The following is a 24,932-nucleotide window of genomic DNA, read 5'->3' on the forward strand; positions in this document are numbered from 1 at the left end:
CGGGGACGGGCCGGGGAGTGTGCTGGTGGGGCGGGGGGCGCGGGGGGTGCGGGGGGTGCGTCTTGTCGTCCATGCCGCCTACCGGCATCCCGGTGAGCGGGTTGCGGGTGGGGTTGTGGAGGAGGTGCTGTTCGTGGAGGCCGAGGTCGTGCCTGCGGGGTGGGTGCCGCCCGCGGGTTGGTCGCCCGTTCCTGCCGGCGATGCCCACGACGGCTATCTTGTCCTGGACCTGGACGACGGTGTCATCGTGCCGGAGGATCCGTTCGAGGATTCGCGGGTGATGCGGGAAGCGGGCTTGGAGGAGTTCGCTTTCCCGGGTGGTGTCTCCGGGCCGGAGGCGCTCGGTGGTTTCCCTGAAGGTGTGGAGGCGGCGGGCGAGGACTCCTATGCCTATTCCGTTGGTGGGGGCGGGCGTGATTCCGATTCGGAGATGGTCGACGCTGCGGGGGGCGGTGTCCTTTCGGATTCGGGTAGAGAGGACGGTGGCCCAGAGGGCTCTGTTCGTCGTGTGCCGCAGGTGGCCGGCCAGGCCGACGTCGATGCCGCCGGCCGTGTTGGTCCTGACGATGGGCGTGGGCCCGTGGAAAGGCTGTTGCTTGACCGGCGCTTTGTTCTGGCTCGGCTTATGGATGAGAACCGTACGCTGGCTGTGATCGCCAGAGACCTCCACGACACGACCGCGAACGCACTCTACATACACGCCAACCGCGTGTACCGCGATTTGAATGTTGGTTCGCGTGGGGATGCGGTGGTTCTTGCGCGTGCGGAGGGGCTGACGTTGGAGTCGGTTCAGACCGAAGCGCGTGAACTCGTGAAAAAACTGTCGCTGCACGAGCGCGTTGTTCTGGCTCGGCTTAGGGGGGGCGATTCGCTCGATGTGATCGCGGCTCGCCACGGCACGAACGCTCGCGCACTCAACCGGCAGGCCATCCGCATGTACCGCAGGTTGCGTGTGGGTTCGCGTGGGGGTGCGGTGGTTGTTGCGCGTGAGGTGGGGCTGACGTTGGAGTCGGTTCAGACCGAAGCGCATGAACGCGTGAAAAAACTGTCGCTGCACGATCGCGTTGTTCTGGCTCGGCTTATGGATAAGCACCGTACGCTGGCTGATATCGCAGCTCTCCACGGCACGAACGAGGGCGCATTCAAAGGTCAGGCCAACCGCATGTACCGCGATTTGCGTGTGGATCGGCGTTGGGGTGCGGTGGTTGTTGCGCATGCGGTGGGGCTGAAGTTGGAGTCGGTTCAGGCCGAAGCGCGTGAACGCGTGGAAAAACTGTCGCCTGACGATCGCGTTGTTCTGGCTCGGCTTATGGAGGACGGTTCGCCGGCTGAGATCGCAGGTCTCCACGGCACGAGCGAGAGCGCATTCAATAAGCAGGCCAACCGCATGTACCACGAGTTGGATGTTGGTTCGCGTGCGGGTGCGGTGGTTCTTGCGCGTGCGGCGGGGCTGACGTTGGAGTCGGCTCTGGCCGACGTCGAGGCCGCCGGCCCCGCCCCTGCCTCAGCACTGCGGGGCTCGCGCAGACCCCGCTTGGTGTCCGCGTCCGAGTTGTCTCCGGAGGAGCAGGCCCAGGCGTGGGACCGCCTCGAGGGCCTGAGTTACCCCCAGCACAGAGCCCTCGTCCTGCTCGGTCAGGGGCCGGACGGCGAAACGGTGGCTGGGCAGAACGAGCGGATCGCCGGCGTACTCGGAGTAGAGCGCGTGACAGCCGCCAAAAGAGTCCTCGAGGCCATTAATCACCTGGAGCTGAAGAGTCGCGGTCGAGCCATCACCTTCGTGCGGGTAAAGCTGTTGGGGCAGGAGGTCGGGGGTCAGGGCGGTCCTGTGCCTTCGGTGCGGCAGGCCCCGCAACCCGTGGATGAGCCGGTGGTGGTGGTTTCCGATGATGACTCTTCGGAGTCCTCGGATGCGGGTGAGGATCCGATAGAGATTTCCGATGACGATGTGTCGGATGTCGGTGACCATGGGCCGGGGCGTGGGCGTGGGCCGGATGATGATGATGCTCCTGGTTCGGCTGGCGCGGGTGGTGGCCGGGGTGGGTCCGGGCCGGGTTCTGCGGGTGGGCCGGGTTCTGGTGGCGGGTCTGCTGGTGGTCGCGGTGGAGGGGCGGCCGGTGGGGCTTCGTCCGGTTCTTCTGGTGGGGGGCGTGGTCCGGGTTCTGAGGGTGTGCGGGGGCGAACCGCGTACGGCGAGGACACTGATGCCGATGATTTGTACGCTCCGGTTCCGGAACCGGAGCCTGCCCCTGTTGATCCTGATGATCCGTATGGGGGTAAGCGTCCGGTGCCACCGGATTTCAGTGCTCTGGTGGACCCGAAGTCGGCGAAGGCGCCGTTGCGTTCGGCTGAGGATGTGGTCGCCGATCTGACCTACGGTTATGGTCCGGGGGATTTTGAGACCTATGCCGCGCGGGAGGCGGATTGGCAGGTCTTCATGGCCGGCACGCGTCGGCGTCGCCCCCGCCGCTACCCCGACGCCACGCAGTACTACCAGCAGCCTGAAGCATCATTGGAGGAAACTCGATACCCGGCTGCCTACTCCGCTGAAACGCAGATCTCCGCGTACACGGAACCCCAGTACTCTGAGCAATCCCAGTACCCCCAACAACCCCAGTACTCCACCGAGACCTACGACGGAACCGAGTACTCGCAGTACCAGCAGCCCGAAGCTTCGACGGGGGAGACCGCGCAGGCCCGGGTCGATCGGGTCGCAATGCTTCAGCGGTGGAATGGGACCTTCGAGGGCATCGAGGACCTCTCCGCCGGCATCCAGGACCTCGTCGCCGTCACCGCATTGGAGCCTGTGCGCCGGCAGGTGTTCGACGACCAAGGTGACGACGGCCGCACCGAACTCGTGCACTTCGGCGACGGCACGCAGGCGGTCTACAAGGACATCGTGACGCGATGGGACCGCAGCAACCGCGCCGACGCCGAACACCTCGCCTCACTGGTCGGCCGCTCCATCGGCGCCAACGTCCCCGGTGTCCTCCGCCTCGGCGAGAACGACCTCTACATGCACTTCATGGACGGCGTATCCGGGTTCACGCACTTCGGCAACCCGGAGTCCCCCCTCACCCACACGCGCGACGGGCGCGTTCTGGGCCTGCTCGACGTGCTGGTCGCCAACGGAGACCGCAGCCCCGGGAACTGGCTGGACCAGGGCGACGGCCGCGTCGCGGGTATCGACCACGCCAGGGCGTGGCTCTTCACGCCCGAGGACCCCACCGACCTGGAGGGAATGCGCCACACCGACTCCATGCGGCCGTTCTACGACTTCGACGCCGGCGCGTGGATCGCCAACCCGCTGACCCTGGCCGACATCCAGTGGCTGCGGGCCCGGCTCGCCGCGGTTTACGACGAGTTCGCCCGCCTGGGCCGGGGTGAGTGGTTCGACGAGATGACGGCGCGCTTGGACATGCTGGCCCGCAACGCGCGAGGGACCACCAACCTGCTGGCCGGAGGCCGGCGATGACCCGTGTGCTCTATGCCCAGGACCGCCGCACGCAGCGGACGTGGCCGTTCTTGACGCTGCACGACGACGGCACGCTGACCGCCCACGACAGGCAGCTCGCCGACGCGATTCCCCGGTTGCGTGCCACGCGCGGCTGGTCCGACGAGCGGATATTCGACGACTGCGCCGCGCAGTCCAACGCCTACGTCCGCTTCTACGAAGAACCGGAATGACCGCCGTCGAGTGAGGGCGGGACGGTCAGCGGGTTGCGGACGTGCTGGGAGCCGTTGAGGATCGCGCTGTGCGGGCTGCTACGCGCGAGGACGCCGCCGTCGCGCCCGGTGCGGGTGCCGCCGTCGGAAGCGAGCGGGTGGGGATCGTGATGACGCGGCCCGTGCCGGCGATGAAGCAGTCCACCGGTCTCCGTGCGGCGGCCGGGCGGTCGACCAGCCTGCCGGTGCCGCCCACGTCTGTCCCGCCGCCATAGGCGCCGAGGTCAGTGCCGCCGGAATTCGAGGCGCCTCCGATTCCGGGCCGGCGGGTGGAGGGTCGAGGGCCAGACCGCGCGGGCCGCGCGGTCTGGCCCATGGGAATTCGACCGCCGACACCCCCCTGCTCGTGATTTCGTGCTTCCCCGACGCTGGCCGTTGTGCCCGCGATCCGGCTATCGGTGCAGGGCCTTATGCCGCAGGGCGCCGGTGTTCTCGTTCGGTGGCGGGCGGGCCGACCACCGTGCCGCTGCCCGGTTACGGGGTCTGCGGGGAGCGGATCATGCGCTGGTCCCTCCAGAGGCCGTCCCGTGGTGAAAGGATCCTCGATCGGCGCGGGTGTGATAGACCACTATTGCTCACCTGGGGCCGGTGGCGGCTTGACGCGGTCTGAAAATGAGTATTCACTATCAAGCGTGTCGACGGGACGCAGACCACGGGTCAGCATCGAGCGGCGCCGTGAGCAGATCCTGGCGGCGGCGCTGAAGGAGTTCAGCCACAAGGGGCTGCACGGCGGTTCGACCGTGACCATCGCCAAGGACGTGGAGATCTCCCACCCGAACCTGTTCCGGGTCTTCTCGACCAAGAAGGGGCTCTTCGTCGCGGTACTGGAGCGGGTCTTCGCGACGGTCGAACGGGACGTGTTCCTTCCGGGCGAGAAAGCCGACACCGAGCATCTGGAGACCATGGCGAACGCCTGGGGCGTCCTCATGGAGCAGCGCGAGCTGATGCTCATGCTGCTCCAGGGATATGCGTCATGTGAGGACCCCGACATCCGCGACATGATGCACGGCTGGACGAAGAAAACCGTCGACCGGTTCGCGGCACTGCCGGGGGCCGGCGCCGACGTGGCGCACGACTTCTTCGCCGCGGGCATGCTGTTCATGGTGGGCGCCGCCTTGGACCTGCCGGCGCCCTCCCTCGACGACCCCGAGCGCACGCTGTACCTGAGCCGGACACCACCCCGCGACCGCGCCGGCGAGGACGGTCCCCGGAGTTGAACGGGGCCGGCGTCGATTCGTTCCGGCTCCCGCTAGCGTGTTGCCGCTGCGGCGACTCACACCTTGCCCTTCTCACCTCGGGCCCGCGTGACCCGGACGATCCGACCGTTCCACGTGTCGCAGACCGCCACGCGCACCGATCCCGAGCGCGCCGGCCCGCGGACGCGCTGGTGCCTGAGCTCCAATTCGGTCATTCGCCCTAGTACTCCAGCAGGACTTTATCGTCTGAGCTGGGGAATTCCGGGAGTGGAGCGCGGTGGGCAGCGCCATCACGGGCTGTTGCCGCCCGCCCGTGAGCCCGTCCCCAGCCGGGGAACCCTCAGATCGTGATCACCGAACAGACGGCCGCCTGGAACCCCGACACCATCCGCGACGGCCCGCACACCTACGTCGCCGAGCGGCTCGGCCGCACCGCCGTGGTAGGCGAGGACGCGCTGGGGCGGTGTCCGTGGGCGGGGGCACCCACCCCCTCGACCTCCACCGCCACGACGTGACCGCTGGAGTGTCGTCCGTCGCATAGGCGTGTCGGCCTGCCCGGATCACGTGCGAGAGCATGACCGATCATCGACCCTGGGCCCGCCTGTCCGTCATGGAACGGTGCTCGACCGACGCCGACCGGGCGGCGGCAGCGCGGATTGCGGGGACCGCCGGAGGGGGTTTCGGAGGTGCCCGGGGACATCGTCTACGGCCTGGGCTTCGGCTCCGATGAGGGGTCGAGCTGCTTCGGCGGTCCACCCCGGGAGACGATTCCGGCTGGCGCACCGGCCTGTCGCCGTTGCACGGGGCCGGGGCCGGGGGCGTCGTCGCCTGTCAGCGGACCTGCGGGGTAGGCGGCCCCCGCGACGGCGCAGGCCGCGCGAACGAGGGCGGCGGTGGCCGGCGAGCGTGACTCCTGCGGCCAGGCGAGGGCGAGCGTGAGCGGCCGAAGGTCATCGACGGTCCGGTAGACGATGCCGGGCCGGGGGTGGCGGCGCGCTACCGAGGCGGGCGGAAACCAGATGATGCTGCCCACCTCGATCAGGCTGAAGATCTGGGCCAGGTCCAGCAACCGGGGCCGGGTCCCGGCCGGCGGTGCGTGAACGGTGCCGGTCCGCGGCTCCCGGTCGGCGCCTCCGTTGCCGCCGGTGGGCATGGACGGGGGCAGGCCCTCCCTTTCCGCGGGTGTTCCGTTGGGGAGGACCCTGCCAGCCAGGTCGGCCAGGCGCAGGCCGGGGCGGGCGGCCAGCGGATCGGTGGTGGCCAGGGCGACCAGCCGGGGCTCGGTCAGCAGCGGTTCGACGTCGAGATCCGTGTCGTCGAAAGGGAGGGGCAGCAGCGCGATGTCGGCGAGGCCGCTGCACAGCGCCGGGAGTTGCTCGCCCTTCCCGCCCAAGACGAGTTCCACCGGGACCGCCGCCTCGGACCGGTACGCGGCGAGGATCTGCGGTAACAGCCCGCCGTCGTAGTCGGCTTTCAGCGCCAGCCGCAGCCTCGGCGCGGGCCGCCCGGCGTGCTGGGCCCGCCGGGCGGCGGCGGCGACGGTGTCGAGAATGGACCGGGCGTCGCGGAGCAGGACCTCACCGGCGGGCGTGAGCGTGACATGGCGCGTGGTGCGCTCCAGCAGCGGCACGCCCAACCCGCGCTCCAGCTCCCGGATGGCCCGCGACAGCGGCGGCTGCGCCATGTCCAGGCGCTTCGCCGCCCGGCCGAAGTGCAGCTCCTCCGCGACGGCCACGAAATACCGCAACTGCCGGATCTGGAGATCGCCCATACCTCCAAGGTATCAATCCGCTCCGGATCGGTCCTTCAGGTTCGCCGGGGCGCCCGGTTGACTGGGCGCTGTCCCCGGCGATCGGAACAACGGGATCCGGGGCGACGCCCGCCCGGGCGCCGCGACGCCTCCTACCGGCCGCCGCCCCGGACTTCCATCCGTCACTCGTATCCAGGGGTAGTCGTGATCGTCGTTGCCGCGCTCACCGGCCGGATCGGCCGCCTCGTCATCGGCCACCTCGTGGCCGACGCCGCGCCCGTCCGGGGGGTCGCGCGCGGCTTCCCGCCATGGTTCGCCGGCGCGTCGAGGTCGTCACGGGATCGCACCGGCCCCCGGACGTCGTCGCCGACGCCGTCCCTCGATCCGCGCGGACCGGCACCTCCACGCATTTCCGCCGGTGGTGCGGGGGCGTGCTCGGACCGGCCGTTCTCGGCTGAGCCCATCGCGACGAGAACCGAACCTCCTTTCCCCGGCCGTCCGTCGGTGCCGCAGCACCTCCCCACCACGGCACGGCCACACCGGCCGCGCCGCCCACCCCCCGATCACAGGGAGAAACGTCCATGGACGACCGCCTGAACAGGCGACAGATGCTGACCACCTCCGTGAGCGCGGCGACCGCCATCGGCCTCGCCACAGGACTGCTCGCCGACGCCCCGGCAGCGGCCGCCGCGGCCGACGACCCGGACGACGCCGACGCCGCGCTGGAGGCGTTCGCCGACGGGTTCAGCTACACGCAGCGGTCGCCGATCCTGCACTCGCCCTCCGAGCACGACCTCGACTACGAGGACGTCACCTTCCCCGCCCAGGACGGAGTGCCGCTGGAGGGCTGGTTCATCCCGGCTTCCGGGTCCGACAAGGTGATCATCGCGAACCACCCCATGGGGTTCAGCCGGTCCGGGCTCCCCGCTCACCTGGAGCCCTGGCTTTCGCTGTGGGAACCGAGCGGCAACGGGTTCGAGGTCGACCTCACCCCGGACATCAAGATCCTCCACGACGCCGGGTACAACGTTCTGGCCTACGACCTGCGAAACCTGGGCCACAGCGGGGCGGCCAACGGAGGCATCGCCTCCAGCGGCATCTACGAGGCGCGCGACGTCGTCGGTTCGCTGCGCTACGTGCGCGACCGCCGGGACACGCGCGGTATGCAGATCGGCCTGTTCAGCCGGTGCCTCGGGTGCAGTTCCACATTCGCCGCGATGACGCAGTTCCCCGATGAGTTCGACGGGGTGCGCTGCCTGGTCGGACCTCAGCCGGTGAGCGCCGAGACCATCCTCGGGCGCCGGCTGGCAATGATGGGGCTCGACGGCCGGCTCGACGAACTCGAACGGCTCATCGTCCTGCGCACGAGCATCGGATTCGCGCGCAGGAGCCCGCGGGACTGGGCGAAGAACGTCAACGTCCCGGCATTCCTCTACCAGGTCCGCGACGACGTGCTCACTCACCCGAGCGACGTGCAGGCCATGTTCGACAACATCCCCGGCACGGACAAGAAGCTCCAGTGGATCGAGGGAACGACGGCCCGCTGGGACGGCTACCTGGAGTTCCAGCGCCGCCCGGAGCCCATGCTCGACTGGTTCGCGACCCATTTCTCCTGACCATCACCGGCCCCGGCATCCGCAGCGCACCCCCATTCAGCGGATTCCGCGTTGCGCACCGGCACCACGGAGAGGAAGACACATGTACCTCGATCTGTCCGGCCGCGTGATCATCGTCACGGGTGCCTCGTCGGGCATCGGTGAGGCGACCGGCCGCCTGCTGCACCTCGCCGGCGCTCGGCCCGTCCTCGCCGCCCGGCGGGCCGACCGCCTGGCCGCCCTGAGCGCCGAACTGGACGGGGCGCTGCACGCCCCCACCGACATGACCGACCCCGCGCAGGTGCGGGCGCTGGCCGACCTCGCGGTGCGTCGGTACGGCCGTATCGACGGCCTGGTCAACAACGCGGGGGCGAGCTTCCACGTCCGGCTGGAGGACGTCGATCCCGTCGCGTACGCCCGGCTGCTCGAACTCAACGTCGTCAGCGTGGTATCGGCGATCCGGGCCGTGCTGCCGGTGATGCGGCGCCAGGGCGGCGGGCGGATCGTCAACGTCAGTTCCGGAACCACGGTGCTCGCCCCACCCGGGGTCGGCGCCTACGCCGCGTCCAAAGCGGCGGTGAACATGCTCAGCACCGTCGCGCGCAAGGAACTCGCCGCCGACGGCGTCGATGTCTCGCTCGTCCTACCGTCGATCACCGCGACCGAATTCGGCGACGGGATGTTCCTCGACGGAACCAACGCACCCTCCGGCCTGGTCGCGCACAGTCCCGAGTACGTCGGCAGGGTCATCCTGCGGGCACTGCGCACGGGCGAGGAACGCATCGACATCCCGCACGGCCGCGAGCATCCGGACTTCCCGGAGACCGCCCCGGCCTGACACCGGTGCTGCTCGGGGCGCCGGGGTGCGCGGCGCCTCCGAGCGCCCGGGGCCGATCGACCTGCCGCCCGGGATGGCGCCCGGGATGGCGCGGACCCGGCCGGTACCGACCACTGGCTCCTGCATGGCATCACGGTCCACCTCGCGCGACTTCAGCGCCATATTTTCTGCATGGAGGAAATTGATCCTGATCACTTTCTCTGGTGCGAAATTCGTGAGACGTTTGCCCCATGCCACTACACAAGCGAGGCTGTCCCGAGACGCCGGTCATCGTGGCCGGCGGGGGCCCGGTCGGAATGGTCGCCGCCGCGTCTCTCGCGCGCGAGGGCGTACCGGTCGTCCTCATTGAGAGCGCGCACAGGCCCATGACCGACTGGCGCGCGTCCACGTTCCACGCGGCGACCCTGGAGCTTCTGGATGGCCTGGACCTCACCGGCCGGATGCTCGCCGAGGGCCTGCGGGTCCCCGTCTACCACTTCCGGGACCGGAAGGACGGGTTGGTCGCGGAGTTCGACTTCTCCCTGATCGCCGACGAGACGCGGTTCCCCTTCCGGCTGCAGCTCAACCAGCAGCACCTCGTACGCATGCTGCACGAGCGGCTGTCCCGGACCGAAGGCGTCGAACTCCGCTTCGGAACCCGGGTCACATCGGTGGCCGTCCACGAGGAAGGCGGCGCGACCGTCACCCTGGCCGGCCCCGAGGGGGAGCACACGCTCACCGGCTCCCATGTCATCGGCGCCGACGGTGCGGGCAGCACGGTCCGCCGCGCGCTCGGGATCGACTTCGCCGGTTACACCTATCCCGAGCGGTTCCTCATCGCCAGCACGGACGTGGACCTGAGCTCCGTGCTTCCGGGGATCGCGGACGTCAACTACGTCGCGGACCCCCACGAATGGCTGTTCCTGCTGCGCACGCCCGAGTCATGGCGAGCTGTCTGGCCGGTCCCCGCGGAGCAGCCGGCCGAGGAGGCCACCGCCGAGGCGACGCTGCAGAGGCGGTTCCAAGGGCTCGCGCCCCGCGCCGAGGACTACCCGATCGTGGACCGCCAGCTCTACAGCGTCCACCAGCGCGTGGCCGAGACCTTCCGCGTCCGCGACGTCGTGCTCGTCGGCGACGCCGCGCACATCAACAGCCCGATGGGCGGCGTCGGATTGAACAGCGGCATCCACGACGCCGTGGACGTCACCCGGCGAATCAGCCGCATCCGCTCAGGACGGGGCGACGCGGAGCCGGAGCTGTCCGCGTTCGCCGACATCCGGCGGCGGGTCGCCCTGGAGTACGTGCAGGCCGACACCCAGCGCAACACCGACCGCCTCAGGGAGACCGACGAGGAGGTCCGCAGGGCCGGCCACGAGGAGATGCGGGCCACGGCGGCCGACCCGGTGCGCGCTCGCGCCTACATGCGCCGCGCCTCCCTCCTGGAGAGCGTGCGCCGGTTCGGGATCGGCCTTCCCCCCGGCGAACACGCCTCCGCCGCCACTCCCTGACCCCAGGAGAAGGAGAACCGCACATGTCCGTGGACCCCACCGCCGACCCGTCCGCCGCCGCTGATCTCGAAGCGCTCTACGCGGGGCTCGACGCGGCGCGACTGCGCCCTCTGTGGACGATCACCGACCAGCTCCTCACACCCACCCCTCGGCCCAAGGCCGTGCCGTGGCTGTGGCGCGCCTCGGAAATGCGCCCGCTCGCGGAGCGCGCCATCAGGCTCGTCCCGGTGGAGCGCGGCGGTGAGCGCCGGGTGCTGTCACTGACCAACCCCGGTCTCGGCGGCCGCCCCTACGCCGCCGGAACACTGTGGGGCGCGCTCCAGTGCCTCGGTCCGCGCGAGTCCGCGCCCGCGCACCGGCACACGCCCGGTGCCATCAGGTTCGTTCTCGAAGGCGAGGGCGTGTGGACCACCGTCGACGGCGATTCCTGCGACATGCGACCGGGCGACCTCGTCCTGACCCCCGGCGGCGCGTGGCACGACCACACCAACGGCGGCGACGGCAACATGTTCTGGTTCGACGGCCTGGACCTGCCCATGGTCGAGGCGCTGGACGGCGTGTTCTTCGAGGCCCACCCCGACTTCAACCAGGCCGCCAGCGGTCCGCACAACCGGTCCGAGGACGAGTACGCGCGCACCGGTCCGGGCATGGGCACGCTCGTGCCCGGCGCGGTGACGGACGCGCTCGACCCCGAGCCCTCCCCGCTGCTGGTCTATCGCTGGTCCGATACCGACCGCAGGCTCTCGGAGCTGGCCGCGGCCGGCTCGGGGCCGCTGACCACCCTGGAGTTCACCAACCCGCGGTCGGGTGCCAGCGTGCTGCCGACCCTCGCCTGCTCCGCCCACCGGGTGGCGGGCGGCGACCTCGCCTCGGCACCGACACGGCGCAGCGGCAACACCGTCTACGTCGTCTACCGGGGCGAGGGCACGAGCGTCATCGACGGCCAGCGCTTCGACTGGACCGCCGGGGACATGTTCGTCGTGCCGTCGTGGGCAGCGGTGGAACACCGCTCCGGCCCCGGCGCCGACCTGTTCGGCCTTAGCGACACCCCGGTCCTGCGGGCGCTGGGGATCTACCGCGAGGAGACGCTGCTGGGGCCGCAGGAGGTCACCCGGGTCTTCGGGTGAGCCCCCGGGCGGGGGAGCGCGCAGCCCACGAGAGGGCGACCGGACCCTCCGCGCGTGGCGGGGGCGACCGGTGCGGAGAACGTGAACACACCAGAGAGGCGCCTGACAATGAAATTGGCACTGTTCGACGACCACCGGCTCGGCGTCGTGGAGGACACGGCGGACGGAGGCCACGTCGTCGACGTCACCGCGGCCCTTACCTGGCCGCACGACCCCGACCCGGTCACGGCGGGGTGGTGGCGCCGCCTCTGCCGCGACTACGGCGAGATCAGGGAGAGGCTGGCGGCGGCGGCCGCCGCGGGGCCGCGCACCCCCCTCGCCGACGTCCGGCTCCGCGCCCCGGCGCTGAACCCGAGCAAGATCGTGGCGTGCGCGTCCAACTACGCGGACCACGTCGCGGAGATGCACGGTGTGCAGGAGCGGACCCTGGGCGGGGTCGAGTCGTGGATGATGCGGTTCGACGTCTTCCTCAAGGCCCCTTCCTCCCTGTCGGGACCGGCCGAGGACATCGTGCTGCCCGAGGAGGTGGTGGCGGCGGGGCAGGAGATCCACCACGAATCGGAACTGGTGATCGTGGTCGGCCGCGGTGGGACCGACATCGCGGAGGAGGAGGCGCTCGACCGGGTGGCGGGGTACACGCTCGGTCTGGACGTCACGGTGCGCAGCGCCGCGGACCGGTCCCGGCGCAAGAGCTACGACACGTTCAGCCCGCTGGGACCGTGGATCACCACGGCCGACGAGATCACCGACCCGGGCGGCCTGGAGATCCGGCTCGACGTCAACGGGGAGGTGCGCCAGGACGTGCACACCCGCGACCTGATGACGCCGGTGCCCAGGATCGTGGCCTACGCGTCCTCGATGATGACCCTGCTACCCGGCGACCTGATCTTCACCGGCGCCCCTCCCGGGGTGGGGCCGCTCACCCCGGGGGACCGCCTGCACGCCCGGATCAGCCGTATCGGCGACCTTCGGCTCAACGTGCGCGAGGGCTGAGCCCCTGGACGCCCGCGCGGGTTCTCCCCGCAGCCGCGCGGACTCTCGCCGTGCGGTCCTCAGGGAGGGCCGCACGGCACATTGTCGTTTTTTCTTATGCGGAAAATCTTGCGCTATCCTTCTTTCATGTCGAATGACCAGGAGTTCTCCGGTTCGGGTCACCACGGCGGTTCCAGTTCGGTCGACAACGCCCTGCGCCTCTTGGAACTCATCGGCGAACGCCAGGCCCTGCGCGTCTCCGAGGCCGCGACCCTCCTCGGCGTCGCCCCCTCGACCGCGCACCGGTTGCTCACCTCGCTGCGCCGCCGCGGCTTCGTACTCCAGGACCGGCCCAACAGCGCCTACCGCCCGGGGCCCGTGCTCAACGAGATCGGGCTCGCGGCGATCGACCGCATCGACATCCGCCGGGTGGCGCACCCCGTTCTGGAGGAGGTCCGCGAACGCACCCGTGAGACGGTCAGCCTGTCCCTGATCGAGGGCCGGACCGTCCGCTTCGTGGACTGTGTGGAGAGTCCCAGGTCCGTCCGGGTCGGCAACCGCACGGGGGTCGTGCTGCCCGCGCACTGCACAGCGGCGGGCAAGGCCATCCTGGCCGCACTGCCGGAGTCCGAGCTGACCCGGCGCTACGGTGACCGCGAGTTGGACGCGCGCACCCAGGCGTCCCTCTCGGACTGGTCCGCCCTGGAAGCCGAACTGGCCGAGATCCGCCGGGTGGGCTACGCGGTCAACATCGAGGAGGGTGAAACAGGCATCAGCGCCGTGGCCACGGCCCTTCGGGACCTCGCGGGCGCTCCGCTGGCGTCCATCGCCGTCGTCGTCCCCAGCAGCCGGATGCCCGGCCGCCGGAAGGCCGAGGAGATGGTCGACGCTCTTCTCTACGCCCGAGACCAGATCCAGGAACTGCTCCGGAGCCAGGTCTAGCAGGTCTGGGTCGCCGGCCCGGGAGGCGGGCCGGCGCTCGCGCCGATCCGTGCGGACGGTCCCGCGCCGGAAGGCGCGCGAGGCGCGCGCGGGTTCGGGCGTCCGCGCCCGGACCGGCGGTCTTTCGGGGACGCGCCGCGCCGAGCGCCCGGCGCACCGTTCCGTCCGTCGGCCCGGCGACGCCGCTCGTTTCTCCCGGCCGGCCGGGGCCGTGCCTCCCGGCAGCAGTGCTCTCGTGACCGCGCGCACGGGCCCGTCCTCACGTGACTCGGGGGCCTCCGGTGTGGTGCGGACGGCGGTGGCACGCGCCGGCCTTCGGCGTTGCTCCGTGCCGCGCCCTCCGGCCGCTCTGACCGGTCGGCCGGGCCGTCCGCATGCTCCGACCGGTTTTTCCGCTCGATCGCACGCCCACCGCGGGCCCGCCGCGTCGGGAAACCCCGAAGGGGCCGCAGGTTCTCACCGCGTGCGCACAGAGCGTCATCACGCAATGACTTTCTTCCTTTTTCTGTATGAAGGAAATATTCCCTCCTTCTATTGCTACATGTGGAATCACCACGTAGCTTTCGACGCAGTGTGATCGCGGTCATGCCGCCCTGTCCCGTACGTCTCACCTGTCGAAGGAGTCACCATGAACTGGTCCCCCACGAGCCTTTCTCCACTGCGGCGCGGGCTCTGACAGGCGGTTCGCGGTGAACACGGATCAGCGGTCCGCCGCCACGAGCGGGACCGCACACCGAGCCGCCGGCCGACGCCTGCGAGACATCGGTCTCAAGGCCGCCGGAGTACTCGTCGTACTGCTGGCGCTGGAGCTCTGCTCACGCCTCGGCCTGCTCTCGCGTGACTGGTTCCCGCCCGTCACCGAGATCTACGCCGAACTCGGACGTCTGGCGCTGGGCCGTCCCCTGTGGGTGGAGATCGGCCACACGCTCAGTGGGTGGGTCGCCGGTATCGCCCTCGCCGCGCTCCTCGCGGTGCCCACGGGGATCCTGCTCGGCTCCAACAGCGTCGCCTACCGCATGTCCAAGGTGGTCATCGAGTTCTTCCGGCCGGTGCCCTCGGTGGCGCTGATCCCGCTGGCGGTCCTCGTCTTCGGGATCGGCCTGGACATGAAGGTCTTCCTGATCGTCTTCGTGACCTTCTGGCCGATCCTGCTGCAAACGGTCTACGGGGTCCATGACGTGGACCCGCTCGTCGAGGACACCGCGCGCAGCTACGGGCTGCCGCCCGGAGCCCGGCTGGTGCGGATCGTCCTGCCCAGCGCGGCGTCCCACATCGCGACCGGGCTGCGCATCGCCGCCACCATCGCGCTGGTCCTGGCCGTCACCTCGGAGCTGGTCGTCGGGGCGCCCGGGCTGGGGCAGGCGATCATCGTCGCCCAGTCCGCCGCGCTCATCCCCCGGATGTACGCGCTGATCATCGTGACCGGGCTCGTCGGCTGGGCGATCAACTCCGCCTTCCAGGCCGTGGAGCGCCGGCTGCTCCGGTGGCACCCGTCACAACGCCAGGAGACCGCCCTGTGAAGCGCCGAATCGGCATCGTCCTGCTCGAACTGTTCGTGCCGGTGGCACTCCTCGCGGGCTACGGGGTGTGGTCCCACCAGGCGGAGAACTTCTACTTCCCGCCGCTGGGCGAGATCCTGGGCTTCTTCGTCGACCTGTGGGTGTTCGACCGGGTGGGCAGCGACCTCGCGCCCAGCCTCGTCCGGATGCTCGCCGGGTACGCCGCGTCGATCGTCCTGGGGGTGGGAGCGGGACTGCTCCTCGGCCTGTCCCGGATCCTGCGCACCGCCGCCGAGCCGGTCGTGGAGTTCCTGCGGGCCCTGCCCGCACCGGCCCTCATCCCGTTCGCCCTGCTGCTGTTCGGCGCGGGCGACGGCTCGAAGGTCTTCGTCATCGTGCTGGGCGCGGTCTGGCCGATCCTGCTCAACACGATCGAGGGGGTGCGCGGTGTCGACGCCCAGCAGACCGACATGGCGCGCTCCTACCAGATCCCGTTCTCCGCGCGGGTGCTCCACATCATCCTTCCGGCCGCCTCACCGCGGATCTTCGCCGGCATGCGCACCAGCCTGGCCATCGCGATCATCCTCATGGTCATCTCCGAAATGGTCGCCAGCAGCAACGGGCTCGGCTACTTCGTCCTGGAGTCCCAGCGCTCCTTCGCCATCCCCGAGATGTGGACCGGGATCATCCTGCTCGGTGTGCTCGGCTACATCCTCAACTGGCTCTTCCTGCTCGTGGAACGGCGTGCCCTGTTCTGGTACCGCGGCCTCAAGCAGGGGGCGTCCGGATCCGACCGACCGACCAAACCCCGTCGGCCCGCAGCGCCGGCCGCGACCCGCTCCCCGGAGGTAGCCGATGCTTGAGGTCTCGAACCTGCGCAAGGTCTACGGACCCGACCCGAACGCCGCCCCCGCGGTCGCGGACCTGAACTTCACCGTCGCGGAGCGGGAGTTCGTGTCCATCCTCGGCTCGTCCGGCTGCGGAAAGACCACCATGATGCGCTGTCTGTCCGGGCTCTCCCCCGCCACGTCGGGGGAGGTCACGCTGGAGGGCAGGAAGGTGGACGGGCCGCCCAAGGACCTGGCCTTCGTCTTCCAGGACTACAGCAGGTCGCTGCTCCCGTGGATGACGGTGCGCCGCAACATCTCCTTCCCGCTCCGGTACAAGGGGGTCGACCGCCGTGCGGCCGACGCCGCCACGGAGGAGGCACTGGACGCGGTCGCGCTCAGCGGTCGCGGGGACCGCTACCCGTGGCAGCTGTCCGGCGGCATGCAGCAGCGCGTGGCCATCGCCCGCGCTCTCGCCTACCGCCCGCGTGTGCTGCTGATGGACGAGCCCTTCGCCTCGGTGGACGCTCAGACCCGCTCGGGTCTGGAGGACCTGCTGCTGGACGTGTGGAAGCGCTATGAGATCACCGTCCTGTTCGTCACGCACGACATCGACGAGGCGATCTACCTTGGTGACCGGGTGCTCGTGCTCCGGCCGCCCGCCAACGTCGGGCACGAGGTGAGCGTCGGCCTGCCACGTCCGCGCCATCAGGTGGAGACCAAGCGCGAGCCGGAATTCGGCAGGCTGCGCGGCGAACTGTTCGCCGCCTTGGAGCACCGGCCGGTGGCGTCATGAGCGAACAGCGTGCGGGCGGGCGACGGCGCGGCGCGTGGCGGCTGCGCCTCACCGCCGGAGCGGTCGCCCTGTCGGCCCTCGCCGCCGGCTGCACCGAATACGGCGGAAACCTGTCCGGGACGACGGCCTCCGAGGGCAGCGGGGACACGGTCGTGGTCTCGGAGACCGCGGGTGTCCCGATGGCGTTCCTGTCCTACGGCGTGCGCAGGGGACACTTCGACGACCAGGGGATCACCCTGGAGCTGCGTGCCTCCAGCGGCGGCGCCACGGTCATCCCCGCCCTGCTCAGCGAGGACATCGACGTGGCGGGGTCCAACGTGGTGTCGGCCATGATCGCGATGGGCCGGCGGATGCCGGTCACGATGGTCACGGCGGGCACCAGCGCCGCTGACCGCGCGGAGGACGACTTCTCCTCGATCATGGTCGCCGAGGACAGCCCCGTGGAGGAGCCGGAGGACCTGGAGGCAACCCGGGTCGCGGTGAACACCCTCCAGAACATCAACGACGTGGCCATCCACTCGGCCATGACCGATAGGGGAGTGGACGCGAGGGGCATCGACTTCGTCGAGATGCCCCTGCCCGACATGCCGGCGGCCATCCAGCGCGGCGACGTGGACGCGGGCCTGCTCATCGAGCCGTTCGCGAGCATCGGCCGGTCGCAGGGGCTGCGTGACGTGGTCCGCCCCTACACCGACCTGCGGTCCGGGTTGCAGATCGGTACGTACCTGATGACCACTCGCACGGTCGGGGACAGGCCCGAGCTGGTGGACGCCTTCCAGGCCGGTGTGGCGGCCACCGCCGAGGACGTCGCCCGCGACCCGGAGGCGTTCCGCGACGCCCTGCCCGAGATCAGCGACCTGGATCCGGAACTGGCGGCCAGGATGAACCTGCCCCGCTGGTCGGGCGCCACCGACCGGGAATCGATCGAGGCCGTGCACGCGGTCATGGTCGATATCGGCCTCACCGACGCCGAACTCGACTTCGGGGAGGCCGCGGTCGGCTAGCGGCATCGAGGCGGTCGACGCCCGGGTCCGCGGCGGCGCCGATCACGGGGAGGAGGCCGGGGCGGTGCGCTGCTCGCGCCGCACCGGCCTCCGACGACCGGCGGTTCAGGTCACCTGATGAGGTCGGGGGCGACCTTCGGCGGCCAGGCGCCGACGTTGAGGACCCCCTCGGAGTGGGCCCGCGAGACGAGCGCGGCCCGGTTGGGGACCCTGAGCTTCCGGAACAGGCACGTCACGTGGTACTCGACTCCTTGGCGGCTGAGGTAGAGGCGGGCGGCCAGCGGGACGGTGGCGATACCGGCGGCGATGCCTTCCAGGACGCTGGCCTCCACCTGGCTGAGCAGCCGCTTGCGGCCGGTGGCGGCGCCGGATCCGTCGGGCTCGCCGGGCGTCTCCATCATCACCGCGATCGTCGAGATGTCGGGGGTCCCACCGCGCACGGCATAAGCCGTAAGGGTGGAGTGGAACGATGTGTCATCCGCTCCCACTGCGATGACATCGGTTCCGACCCGGTCATAGCGGCCCTCGACGAGCCCGGCTAACTGCCGCAGCAGCGGCTGCCGCGCACCGGGACACACCAGGTCCGTGAAGGGGAGGCCGACCAATTGCCGGGAGCCGTTTCCGAAGGTGCGGAAGAACTCCTTGTTCGCCTGCTGGACGGCGAGACGGCGGTCAAGGTGGGCCATGGTGAGGTCGTGTTGACGGGGCCGGGCGTGGTCCTCGGTCACGCCGGCGGGACCGGGCGAGACGTCGGAAGAGCTTCTCTGGGCCGAATCCACCGGGGCTGGGGCGGCAGTCGTCAAGGAACTCGTTTCCTTTCATCACATCGACACATGGCGGGTCGTGCGCGGGCATCAGCCCATGGCGCGATGTCATGGCTTCAGATAGTCGAGTGGCTTCAGAAAACGTCCCAAAGTAATCACTTTGAGCACGTTCTAGAAGAACTCCGTCGAAAGGAGGATGTATGCATCGAACCTAGTTGTGTATGGCGAAACCGGTCAATGTCCAACGGCGGCGCGGCGCCCGCACCGTGCAGATGGGAGCGGTTCCGCGTGGCGCGGGAGCCCCAGGTCGCGCCTTACTCCGGGCCCTCCGCGCGGAGCGCTCCGGCCGTGCGGGTGTAGCCGACATCACTCACCGGATACACCGCCCACGGGCGCCGGGCAGGGCCCGAGGTAGCCTGACGCCCGTGACAGACCCCCGAACCGTGGTGACCGGTTTTCTCACCGCCCTCGACGAACTGGACATCGACCAGGCCCTGACCTTCTTGTCGGACGACATCGTCTACCAGAACGTGCCCCTGCCCGCCGCCCGCGGGACCGCCGTGGTGGAGGACCAGCTGCGCCGGGTGGCACGGCTGTGCACCGAGTTCGAAGCGCGCACCCACCACCTGGCCGCGGATGGCGACGTCGTGCTGACCGAGCGGACCGACGTGCTGCGCATCGGGCTGTGGAGAGCGGAGTTCTGGGTCTTCGGTACCTTCCGGGTCGAGGACGGCCGGATCACGGTCTGGCGCGACTACTTCGACTGGACGACGGTGCTCGCCGCGAGCGCGGTCGGCGCCGGACGGGGCGCCCTACTCGGCGTACGCCGCCTGATCGGCCGGGCTCCCGGCGGCCGGACCTGAGCCCCAAGGCCCGGCGCGAACGGCCCCCTCCGCGTCACCCGCCCGCACGCGCGGACCGGTGACGCGGCGGGGCGTGTTCACTTCCCCGACCACTTGGCGTTGAGGCTCTCCAGCACCGCCGTGAGCCGGTCCAGTACGTCGTCGTCGAGCAGGTCCTCCACGACATCGGGGTCGATCGCATCGAGGTCGTCGAGCGTGTCGACGAACGCGTGGAGGCTGTCGGCGAGGAACTCCTCCTTGAGGAAGGCCGCCAGGGCCGCCGGTGTCGGGTTCTCGAACACCGCTGCCACGGACAGGTCGAGTCCGGTCGCGTCGACCACCAGATTCCGCAGCCGCAGCACCGCCAGCGAGTCCAGGCCCAGCCGGGTGAACTCGTCGTCCGCGCGCAGGACGTCCGGCCCGGTGGTGCCCATCACCTCGGCGGTCATGGTCAGCACGGCGTCGAGCAGCACCGCGTCCCGCTCGGCTTCATCGAGACCGGCCACCCGTTCGGGCAGCCGCCGGACGCGCGTCGCGTCCCGGTCCGTGACCGGGTCGTCGGGCCGGGCGGGGTGTGCAGCCGCGAGGTCCCTCAGCGGGGCGGGCAGGTTCGCCCCGCGGGGGCGGGCCCGCAGGGCGGCCGGGTCGATCGGGGCCGCCACGGCGAGCGGCAGGTCCGTCGCGCAGGCACGGTCGAACAGGGCGAGCCCCTGCCCGGTGGTCAGCGCTTTCGCGCCGGTGCCCGCGTAACGGTCCCGGGCCGCCCCGTCCAGCTCCGCGGACAGCCCGCCCTCCTGGTCCCACAGCCCCCACGCGAGTGATGTCGCCGTGAGGCCCCGGGCGCGCCGGTGCTGGGCGAGGGCGTCGAGGAAGACGTTGGCGGCGGCGTAGTTGCCCTGGCCGGCGTTGCCCAGCACGCCGGCGGCCGAGGAGAACAGCACGAACGCCGACAGCGGCAGGTGCTCCGTCAGGCTGTGCAGGTGCCAGGCGGCGTCCACCTTCGGCCGGAAGACGGCGGCCAGCCGGTCCGGGGTCAGCGCGTCGAGCAGACCGTCGTCGAGGACACCCGCGGCGTGGATCACGGCCGACAGCGGAGCGTCGGCCGTGATCGCGGAGATGGCCGCCGCAAGGCTTTCCCGGTCGGCGACGTCGCAGGCGGACACGGTGACCCGGGCGCCCGACGCGCGAAGTTCGTCGACGAGTCCGGCCGCGCCGGGTGCCCGTTCGCCGCTGCGGCTGAGCAGCAGCAGATCCCGCACGCCGTGTTCGCGTACCGCGTGCCGCGCGAACACCGCGCCCAGCGCACCGGTACCGCCGGTGATGAGCACGGTGCCCCCACCCAGCAGCGGCCCCGCGGCGGCCGACGCGGTGGCGGCCTCGGTGAGCCGGGGGGCCAGTACGCGCCCGTCGCGGACGGCGATCTGCGTCTCCTGCGCGGTCACGGCGGTGTGCACGGCCGCGGGAAGTCCGGCGTCGCCGGCGGCATCGGGGACGTCGACCAGCAGGATGCGGCCCGGGTGCTCGTTCTGGGCCGTCCGCACCAATCCCCACACGGCAGCGGCGGCGGGGTCGGGCGCGTCCGTACCGGCGCCGGCGTCGGTCGCCCCGCGGGTGGCCACCACCAGCCGGGCGTCGCCGCGATCGCGTGACAGCCAGTGCCGCACGGCTCCGAGCACTTCGGACACCGACTCCAGCGCCGCCTCCGGGACGTCGGACGCGTCCGTGGCCCGCACCGGGAACACCACCCACGGCGGTGTGTGCTCACCGAACTCGGCGAAGACCGACGCCAGATCCGGATGGGGCGGCAGGCCGGCCGCGTCCCGGCCCGCCGCGACCATCGGCCGCGGGGTGCCCGCCGGGGCCGCGGCTACCTCGTTCCAGGCCATGCGAAACAGCGCCGGCGCGGCCGTGGAGCGCAGGCGCTCCGCTCCGACCGGGCGCGAGACGAGCGAGCCGACGGTGGCCACCGGACGGCCGGAGGCGTCGGAAAGGGACAGCGAGACCGCGCCGTCCCCCGAGGGGCGTATCGCCACCCGCACGGAGGACGCGCCCGGAGCCCACACCGACACGCCGGTCCACGCGAACGGCAGCCGGGCCTCCCTGCCGGCGGGTGCGCCGAGGAACACCGGGTGCAGGGCGGCGTCCAGCAGCGCGGGATGCAGCGCGAAGCCCTTGGCTGCGCGGGCGTCCGCCTCGTCCAGGGCGACCTCGGCGAACAGCTCGTCACCCCGTCGCCAGGCGGAGCGGGCGCCGCGGAACGCCGGACCGTAGTCGTATCCGCGTTCGGCCAGGGACGCGTACAGGGTGTCCACCGCGACGGGGGCCGCGTCCGTCGGCGGCCACGCGCCGCCGGAGACCTCCGCGGCCTCCGCCTCGGCGGCCGCCGGGGGGCACAGCACGCCGGAGGCGTGGCGCACCCACGCGCCGCCGTCCGACAGCCGGGAGTGGATGGAGACAGGGCGTCCGCCGTCGTCGTCCGGGCCTCCCACCGTGGCCTGGACCACGACCGCGCCGGCCCGCGGCAGCGGAAGCGGCTCGTGCACGGTCAGCTCGCGCAGCGAGCCGCAGCCGACGTGCAGACCCGCGCGCACCGCCATCTCGACGAAGGCGGTGCCGGGCAGCAAGGTGGTGCCGAGCACCACGTGGTCGGCCGTCCACGGCTGCGCGGTCGCCGACAGCAGGCCGGTGAACAGCGCTCCGCCGCTGTCGGGCAGGTCCACCGAGGAGCCCAGCAACGGGTGCCCGGTGGCTTCGAGAGCCCAGCCGCCGGCCGGTTGTCCGGGTTCGGGCCACAGCCTGCGCCGCTGGAACGCGTAGGTGGGCAGGTCGACACGGTGCGCGGGGACGTCCGCGAAGACGGCCGCCCAGTCCACGTCCGCCCCGGCGGTGAAGACCTCGGAGAGCGCGGTGAGCAGGGTGCGGGGCTCGTCGTGGCCGGCGCGCAGCACCGCCGCCACCGGGCGGCCGCCGTCGGCGAGATTGTCCGCGACCATCGCGGCCAGCACGGCGTCGGGGCCCGTTTCCAGCCAGGTGTCGGCGCCCAGGGACTCGGCCGCCCGGACCGCGTCGGCGAACAGCACCGGCCTGCGGACGTGGTCGACCCAGTACTCCGGTGTGCGCAGGGTGTCGTCGGCGACCCGGCCGGTCAAGGCGGACACCACCGGGATCGACGGCGGCGACATCTCCACCGTCGCCGCCACCTCGGCGAAATCGGCGAGTACCGGGTCCATCAGCGGCGAGTGGAAGGCGTGGCTGACGGACAGCCGCTTGGTCCGGTGCCCTCGGGCGGCCAGTTCCCCGGCCGCCTCGTCCACCGCGCGCCGTTCGCCGGAGAGGACCACCGCGGACGGTCCGTTCACCGCGGCGATCGCGACCGGTCCCGGCGCCGCCGCCAGCACGGCCTCCACCTCCGCGGCCGGTGCCGACACCGCCGTCATGGCGCCGCCCGCGGGCAGGGCGGCCATCAGCCGTCCCCGCGCCGCCACGAGCCGGGCCGCGTCGACCAGGGAGAACACCCCGGCCGCGCAGCAGGCGGCGATCTCGCCCACCGAGTGGCCCAGCAGCACCGCGGGGGTCACCCCCAGCGAGCGGAGCAGCCTGAACAACGCGGTCTCGACGGCGAACAGGGCCGCCTGGGTGTAGGCGGTGGTGTCGAGCAGCGCCGCGTCCCGGGTGCCCTCGTCCGCGAACACGACGTCCCGCAGCGGGCGGTCCAGCTCCTTGTCCAGGTGCGCGCACGCCTCGTCGAACGCCTCCGCGAACACCGGGAACCGTGCGTGCAGCGCACCGCCCATGCCCAGGCGCTGGGATCCCTGGCCGGAGAACACCAGTGCGAGGCGGCCCGGCCCGGATTCCCCGGTCACCGCGCCCGGGTGGGACCCGCCCGCGGCCAGGGCACGGACGCCCGACAGCAGTTCGTCCCGGTCCGCACCGAGCACCACCGCCCGGTGCGTGAGCCTCGCCCGGTGCGCCAGCGACCAGCCGACGTCGGCGGGGGCCGCCTCCACGCACGGGGACGCCGCCAACCGGGCGGCCTGCGCGCGCAGGGCGGGCGCCGTCCGGGCGGTCAGCACCCACGGCGTCACCGCCCCCGGTGCGGCGGACGCCCCGGATGCCTCGGACACCGCGGGCTCCGGGCCGCCGGGACCGTTCTCGGCCGCCTCTTCGAGGACGACGTGGGCGTTGGTCCCGCTGATCCCGAAGGATGACACCGCCGCCCTGCGCGGCCTGCCGGTCCGGGGCCAGTCGACGGTGTCGGTGAGCAGGCCGACCGATCCCGTGCTCCAGTCGACCCGGTCGGTGGGGGAGTCGACGTGCAGGGTCTTGGGCAGCCGCCCGTGCCGCAGCGCCAGCACCATCTTGATGACGCCCGCCACCCCGGCCGCGGCCTGGGTGTGGCCGATGTTGGACTTGATCGAGCCGAGCCACAGCGGTGCCCCGCCCGCCCGGTCACCGCCGTAGGTGGCCAGCAGGGCCTGCGCCTCGATGGGGTCGCCGAGGCTGGTGCCCGTGCCGTGCGCCTCGACCGCGTCGACCTCGGCGGCGCTCAGGCGCGCGTCCGCCAGTGCCTGCCGGATGACCCGCCGTTGAGAAGGGCCGTTCGGCGCGGTCAGCCCGTTGGACTCGCCGTCGGAGTTGACCGCGGTGCCCCGCAGCACGGCCAGCACCGGGTGCCCGGCCCGCCGCGCGTCCGAGACCCGTTCCAGCAGCAGTAGGCCGACCCCCTCGGAGAACGCCGTGCCGTCGGCCCGCGCCGAGAACGCCTTGCACCTGCCGTCGGCCGAAAGCCCCCGCTGGCGCGAGAACTCCACGAAGACGCTCGGGTCGGCCATCACCGTGGCCCCTCCCGCGAGCGCCGACGCGCACTCCCCGGACCGCAGCGAGCGCACCGCCAGATGGAGGGCCACCAGCGACGAGGAGCACGCGGTGTCCAGGGTCAGCGACGGCCCCTCCAGCCCCAGCGTGTAGGAGAGCCTGCCCGATGCGACGCTGCCCAGACCGCCGGTCATGGCATAGCCGTCCGCGGTGACCGAGTCCGTCACCACGCTCCCGGTGTAGGCGCTCGCCGCCCCGCCGACGAACACGCCCGTCCGGCTCCCGCGCAGGCTCCTCGGGTCGACACCCCCGCGCTCCAGGGCCTCCCACGCGCATTCGAGCAGGAGCCGCTGCTGCGGGTCCATCGCCAGCGCCTCGACCGGCGTGATGCCGAAGAACTCCGGGTCGAACCCCGCGACGTCGGTGAGGAACCCGCCCCGGCCGGGGAACACCGTGTCCGGATCGCCGGTTCCCCCGGCGGCGATGTCCCAGCCGCGGTCGGCCGGGAAGCCGGTGATCGCGTCGCGTTCGGCGAGCACCAGATCCCACAGCCGTTCGGGCGTGTCCGCGCCACCGGGGAAGCGGCAGGCCATGCCCACCACGGCGATGGGCTCGTGCGCGCGATCCTCGGCCTCACGCAGCCGGTTCTGCGTCTCCTGGAGTTTCTTGGACGCCTCCTTGAGGAAGCGCCGGAGCTTGTCTTCGTTCGTCTCAGGGTGGTCGTCCACGGGTGCTCCGAGTTCCTTGCTCGC

Annotated in this window: 17 protein-coding genes and 1 pseudogene; 15 read left to right on the forward strand and 3 right to left on the reverse strand. The window is 71.4% G+C overall.

The window, feature by feature from the left end; all coding sequences use genetic code 11:
- The first annotated feature begins 55 nt into the window (after positions 1-55).
- From ACFO4E_RS09775 to ACFO4E_RS09790, 4 genes are all read left to right on the forward strand, one after another.
- A complete protein-coding gene (locus ACFO4E_RS09775; RefSeq protein ID WP_378573095.1) occupies positions 56-3,475 on the forward strand; it encodes a hypothetical protein in 3,420 nt (1,139 codons plus the stop codon).
- Positions 3,472-3,687 carry a hypothetical protein gene (locus tag ACFO4E_RS09780; protein ID WP_378573097.1) on the forward strand — a complete coding sequence of 72 codons (216 nt, stop codon included), beginning with the start codon at positions 3,472-3,474 and terminating at the stop codon, positions 3,685-3,687. The genes ACFO4E_RS09775 and ACFO4E_RS09780 overlap by 4 nt, the downstream gene beginning before the upstream one ends.
- A 671-nt stretch (positions 3,688-4,358) precedes the next feature.
- Positions 4,359-4,943 carry a TetR/AcrR family transcriptional regulator gene (locus ACFO4E_RS09785; RefSeq protein WP_378573099.1) on the forward strand — a complete coding sequence of 195 codons (585 nt, stop codon included), beginning with the start codon at positions 4,359-4,361 and terminating at the stop codon, positions 4,941-4,943.
- A gap of 326 nt (positions 4,944-5,269) precedes the next feature.
- Positions 5,270-5,437 carry a hypothetical protein gene (locus ACFO4E_RS09790; RefSeq protein ID WP_378573101.1) on the forward strand — a complete coding sequence of 56 codons (168 nt, stop codon included), beginning with the start codon at positions 5,270-5,272 and terminating at the stop codon, positions 5,435-5,437.
- A 188-nt stretch (positions 5,438-5,625) separates the two neighbouring features.
- Here ACFO4E_RS09790 and ACFO4E_RS09795 read toward each other — a convergent pair whose 3' ends face one another.
- Positions 5,626-6,693, reverse strand: coding sequence for a LysR family transcriptional regulator (locus ACFO4E_RS09795; RefSeq protein ID WP_378573103.1), 1,068 nt, complete (start codon positions 6,691-6,693; stop codon positions 5,626-5,628).
- A 560-nt stretch (positions 6,694-7,253) separates the two neighbouring features.
- Between ACFO4E_RS09795 and ACFO4E_RS09800 the strand changes: the two genes are divergently transcribed.
- The 10 genes from ACFO4E_RS09800 to ACFO4E_RS09845 all read left to right on the forward strand — a co-directional run bounded on the left by ACFO4E_RS09800 (position 7,254) and on the right by ACFO4E_RS09845 (position 17,759).
- On the forward strand, positions 7,254-8,288 hold the full coding sequence (locus ACFO4E_RS09800) for an alpha/beta hydrolase family protein (RefSeq protein WP_378573105.1): 1,035 nt from the start codon (positions 7,254-7,256) through the stop codon (positions 8,286-8,288).
- Between the two features lie 82 nt (positions 8,289-8,370).
- On the forward strand, positions 8,371-9,105 hold the full coding sequence (locus ACFO4E_RS09805; RefSeq protein WP_378573107.1) for an SDR family NAD(P)-dependent oxidoreductase: 735 nt from the start codon (positions 8,371-8,373) through the stop codon (positions 9,103-9,105).
- Between the two features lie 230 nt (positions 9,106-9,335).
- Positions 9,336-10,592, forward strand: a complete 1,257-nt coding sequence (locus tag ACFO4E_RS09810) for an FAD-dependent oxidoreductase (RefSeq protein WP_378573109.1) — start codon at positions 9,336-9,338, stop codon at positions 10,590-10,592.
- A gap of 23 nt (positions 10,593-10,615) precedes the next feature.
- Positions 10,616-11,719 carry a cupin domain-containing protein gene (locus ACFO4E_RS09815; protein ID WP_378573111.1) on the forward strand — a complete coding sequence of 368 codons (1,104 nt, stop codon included), beginning with the start codon at positions 10,616-10,618 and terminating at the stop codon, positions 11,717-11,719.
- A gap of 108 nt (positions 11,720-11,827) precedes the next feature.
- Positions 11,828-12,712: a fumarylacetoacetate hydrolase family protein gene (locus tag ACFO4E_RS09820; RefSeq protein ID WP_378573113.1), complete on the forward strand. Its 885-nt coding sequence runs from the start codon at positions 11,828-11,830 to the stop codon at positions 12,710-12,712.
- Positions 12,713-12,838: 126 nt separating this feature from the next.
- Positions 12,839-13,633: an IclR family transcriptional regulator gene (locus tag ACFO4E_RS09825; RefSeq protein ID WP_378573115.1), complete on the forward strand. Its 795-nt coding sequence runs from the start codon at positions 12,839-12,841 to the stop codon at positions 13,631-13,633.
- Between the two features lie 689 nt (positions 13,634-14,322).
- Positions 14,323-15,153: an ABC transporter permease gene (locus ACFO4E_RS09830; RefSeq protein WP_378573117.1), complete on the forward strand. Its 831-nt coding sequence runs from the start codon at positions 14,323-14,325 to the stop codon at positions 15,151-15,153.
- Positions 15,150-15,995, forward strand: coding sequence for an ABC transporter permease (locus ACFO4E_RS09835; protein WP_378573119.1), 846 nt, complete (start codon positions 15,150-15,152; stop codon positions 15,993-15,995). The genes ACFO4E_RS09830 and ACFO4E_RS09835 overlap by 4 nt, the downstream gene beginning before the upstream one ends.
- Positions 15,988-16,755: an ABC transporter ATP-binding protein gene (locus tag ACFO4E_RS09840; RefSeq protein ID WP_378573121.1), complete on the forward strand. Its 768-nt coding sequence runs from the start codon at positions 15,988-15,990 to the stop codon at positions 16,753-16,755. The genes ACFO4E_RS09835 and ACFO4E_RS09840 overlap by 8 nt, the downstream gene beginning before the upstream one ends.
- Positions 16,752-17,759, forward strand: coding sequence for an ABC transporter substrate-binding protein (locus ACFO4E_RS09845; protein ID WP_378573123.1), 1,008 nt, complete (start codon positions 16,752-16,754; stop codon positions 17,757-17,759). Before ACFO4E_RS09840 ends, ACFO4E_RS09845 begins: the two co-directional genes overlap by 4 nt.
- A gap of 110 nt (positions 17,760-17,869) precedes the next feature.
- Here ACFO4E_RS09845 and ACFO4E_RS09850 read toward each other — a convergent pair whose 3' ends face one another.
- Positions 17,870-18,445: a response regulator transcription factor gene (locus ACFO4E_RS09850; protein ID WP_378573125.1), complete on the reverse strand. Its 576-nt coding sequence runs from the start codon at positions 18,443-18,445 to the stop codon at positions 17,870-17,872.
- Positions 18,446-18,948: 503 nt separating this feature from the next.
- Between ACFO4E_RS09850 and ACFO4E_RS09855 the strand changes: the two genes are divergently transcribed.
- On the forward strand, positions 18,949-19,386 hold the full coding sequence (locus ACFO4E_RS09855; RefSeq protein WP_378573127.1) for a limonene-1,2-epoxide hydrolase family protein: 438 nt from the start codon (positions 18,949-18,951) through the stop codon (positions 19,384-19,386).
- Positions 19,387-19,463: 77 nt separating this feature from the next.
- Here the strand turns inward: ACFO4E_RS09855 and ACFO4E_RS09860 are convergent.
- Positions 19,464-24,794 (reverse strand): annotated as a pseudogene (locus tag ACFO4E_RS09860) (type I polyketide synthase); the annotation flags it as partial.
- Positions 24,795-24,932: the final 138 nt, after the last annotated feature.

The organism is Nocardiopsis mangrovi, from assembly GCF_042653925.1.
Taxonomy (GTDB): Bacteria; Actinomycetota; Actinomycetes; order Streptosporangiales; family Streptosporangiaceae; genus Nocardiopsis_B; species Nocardiopsis_B mangrovi.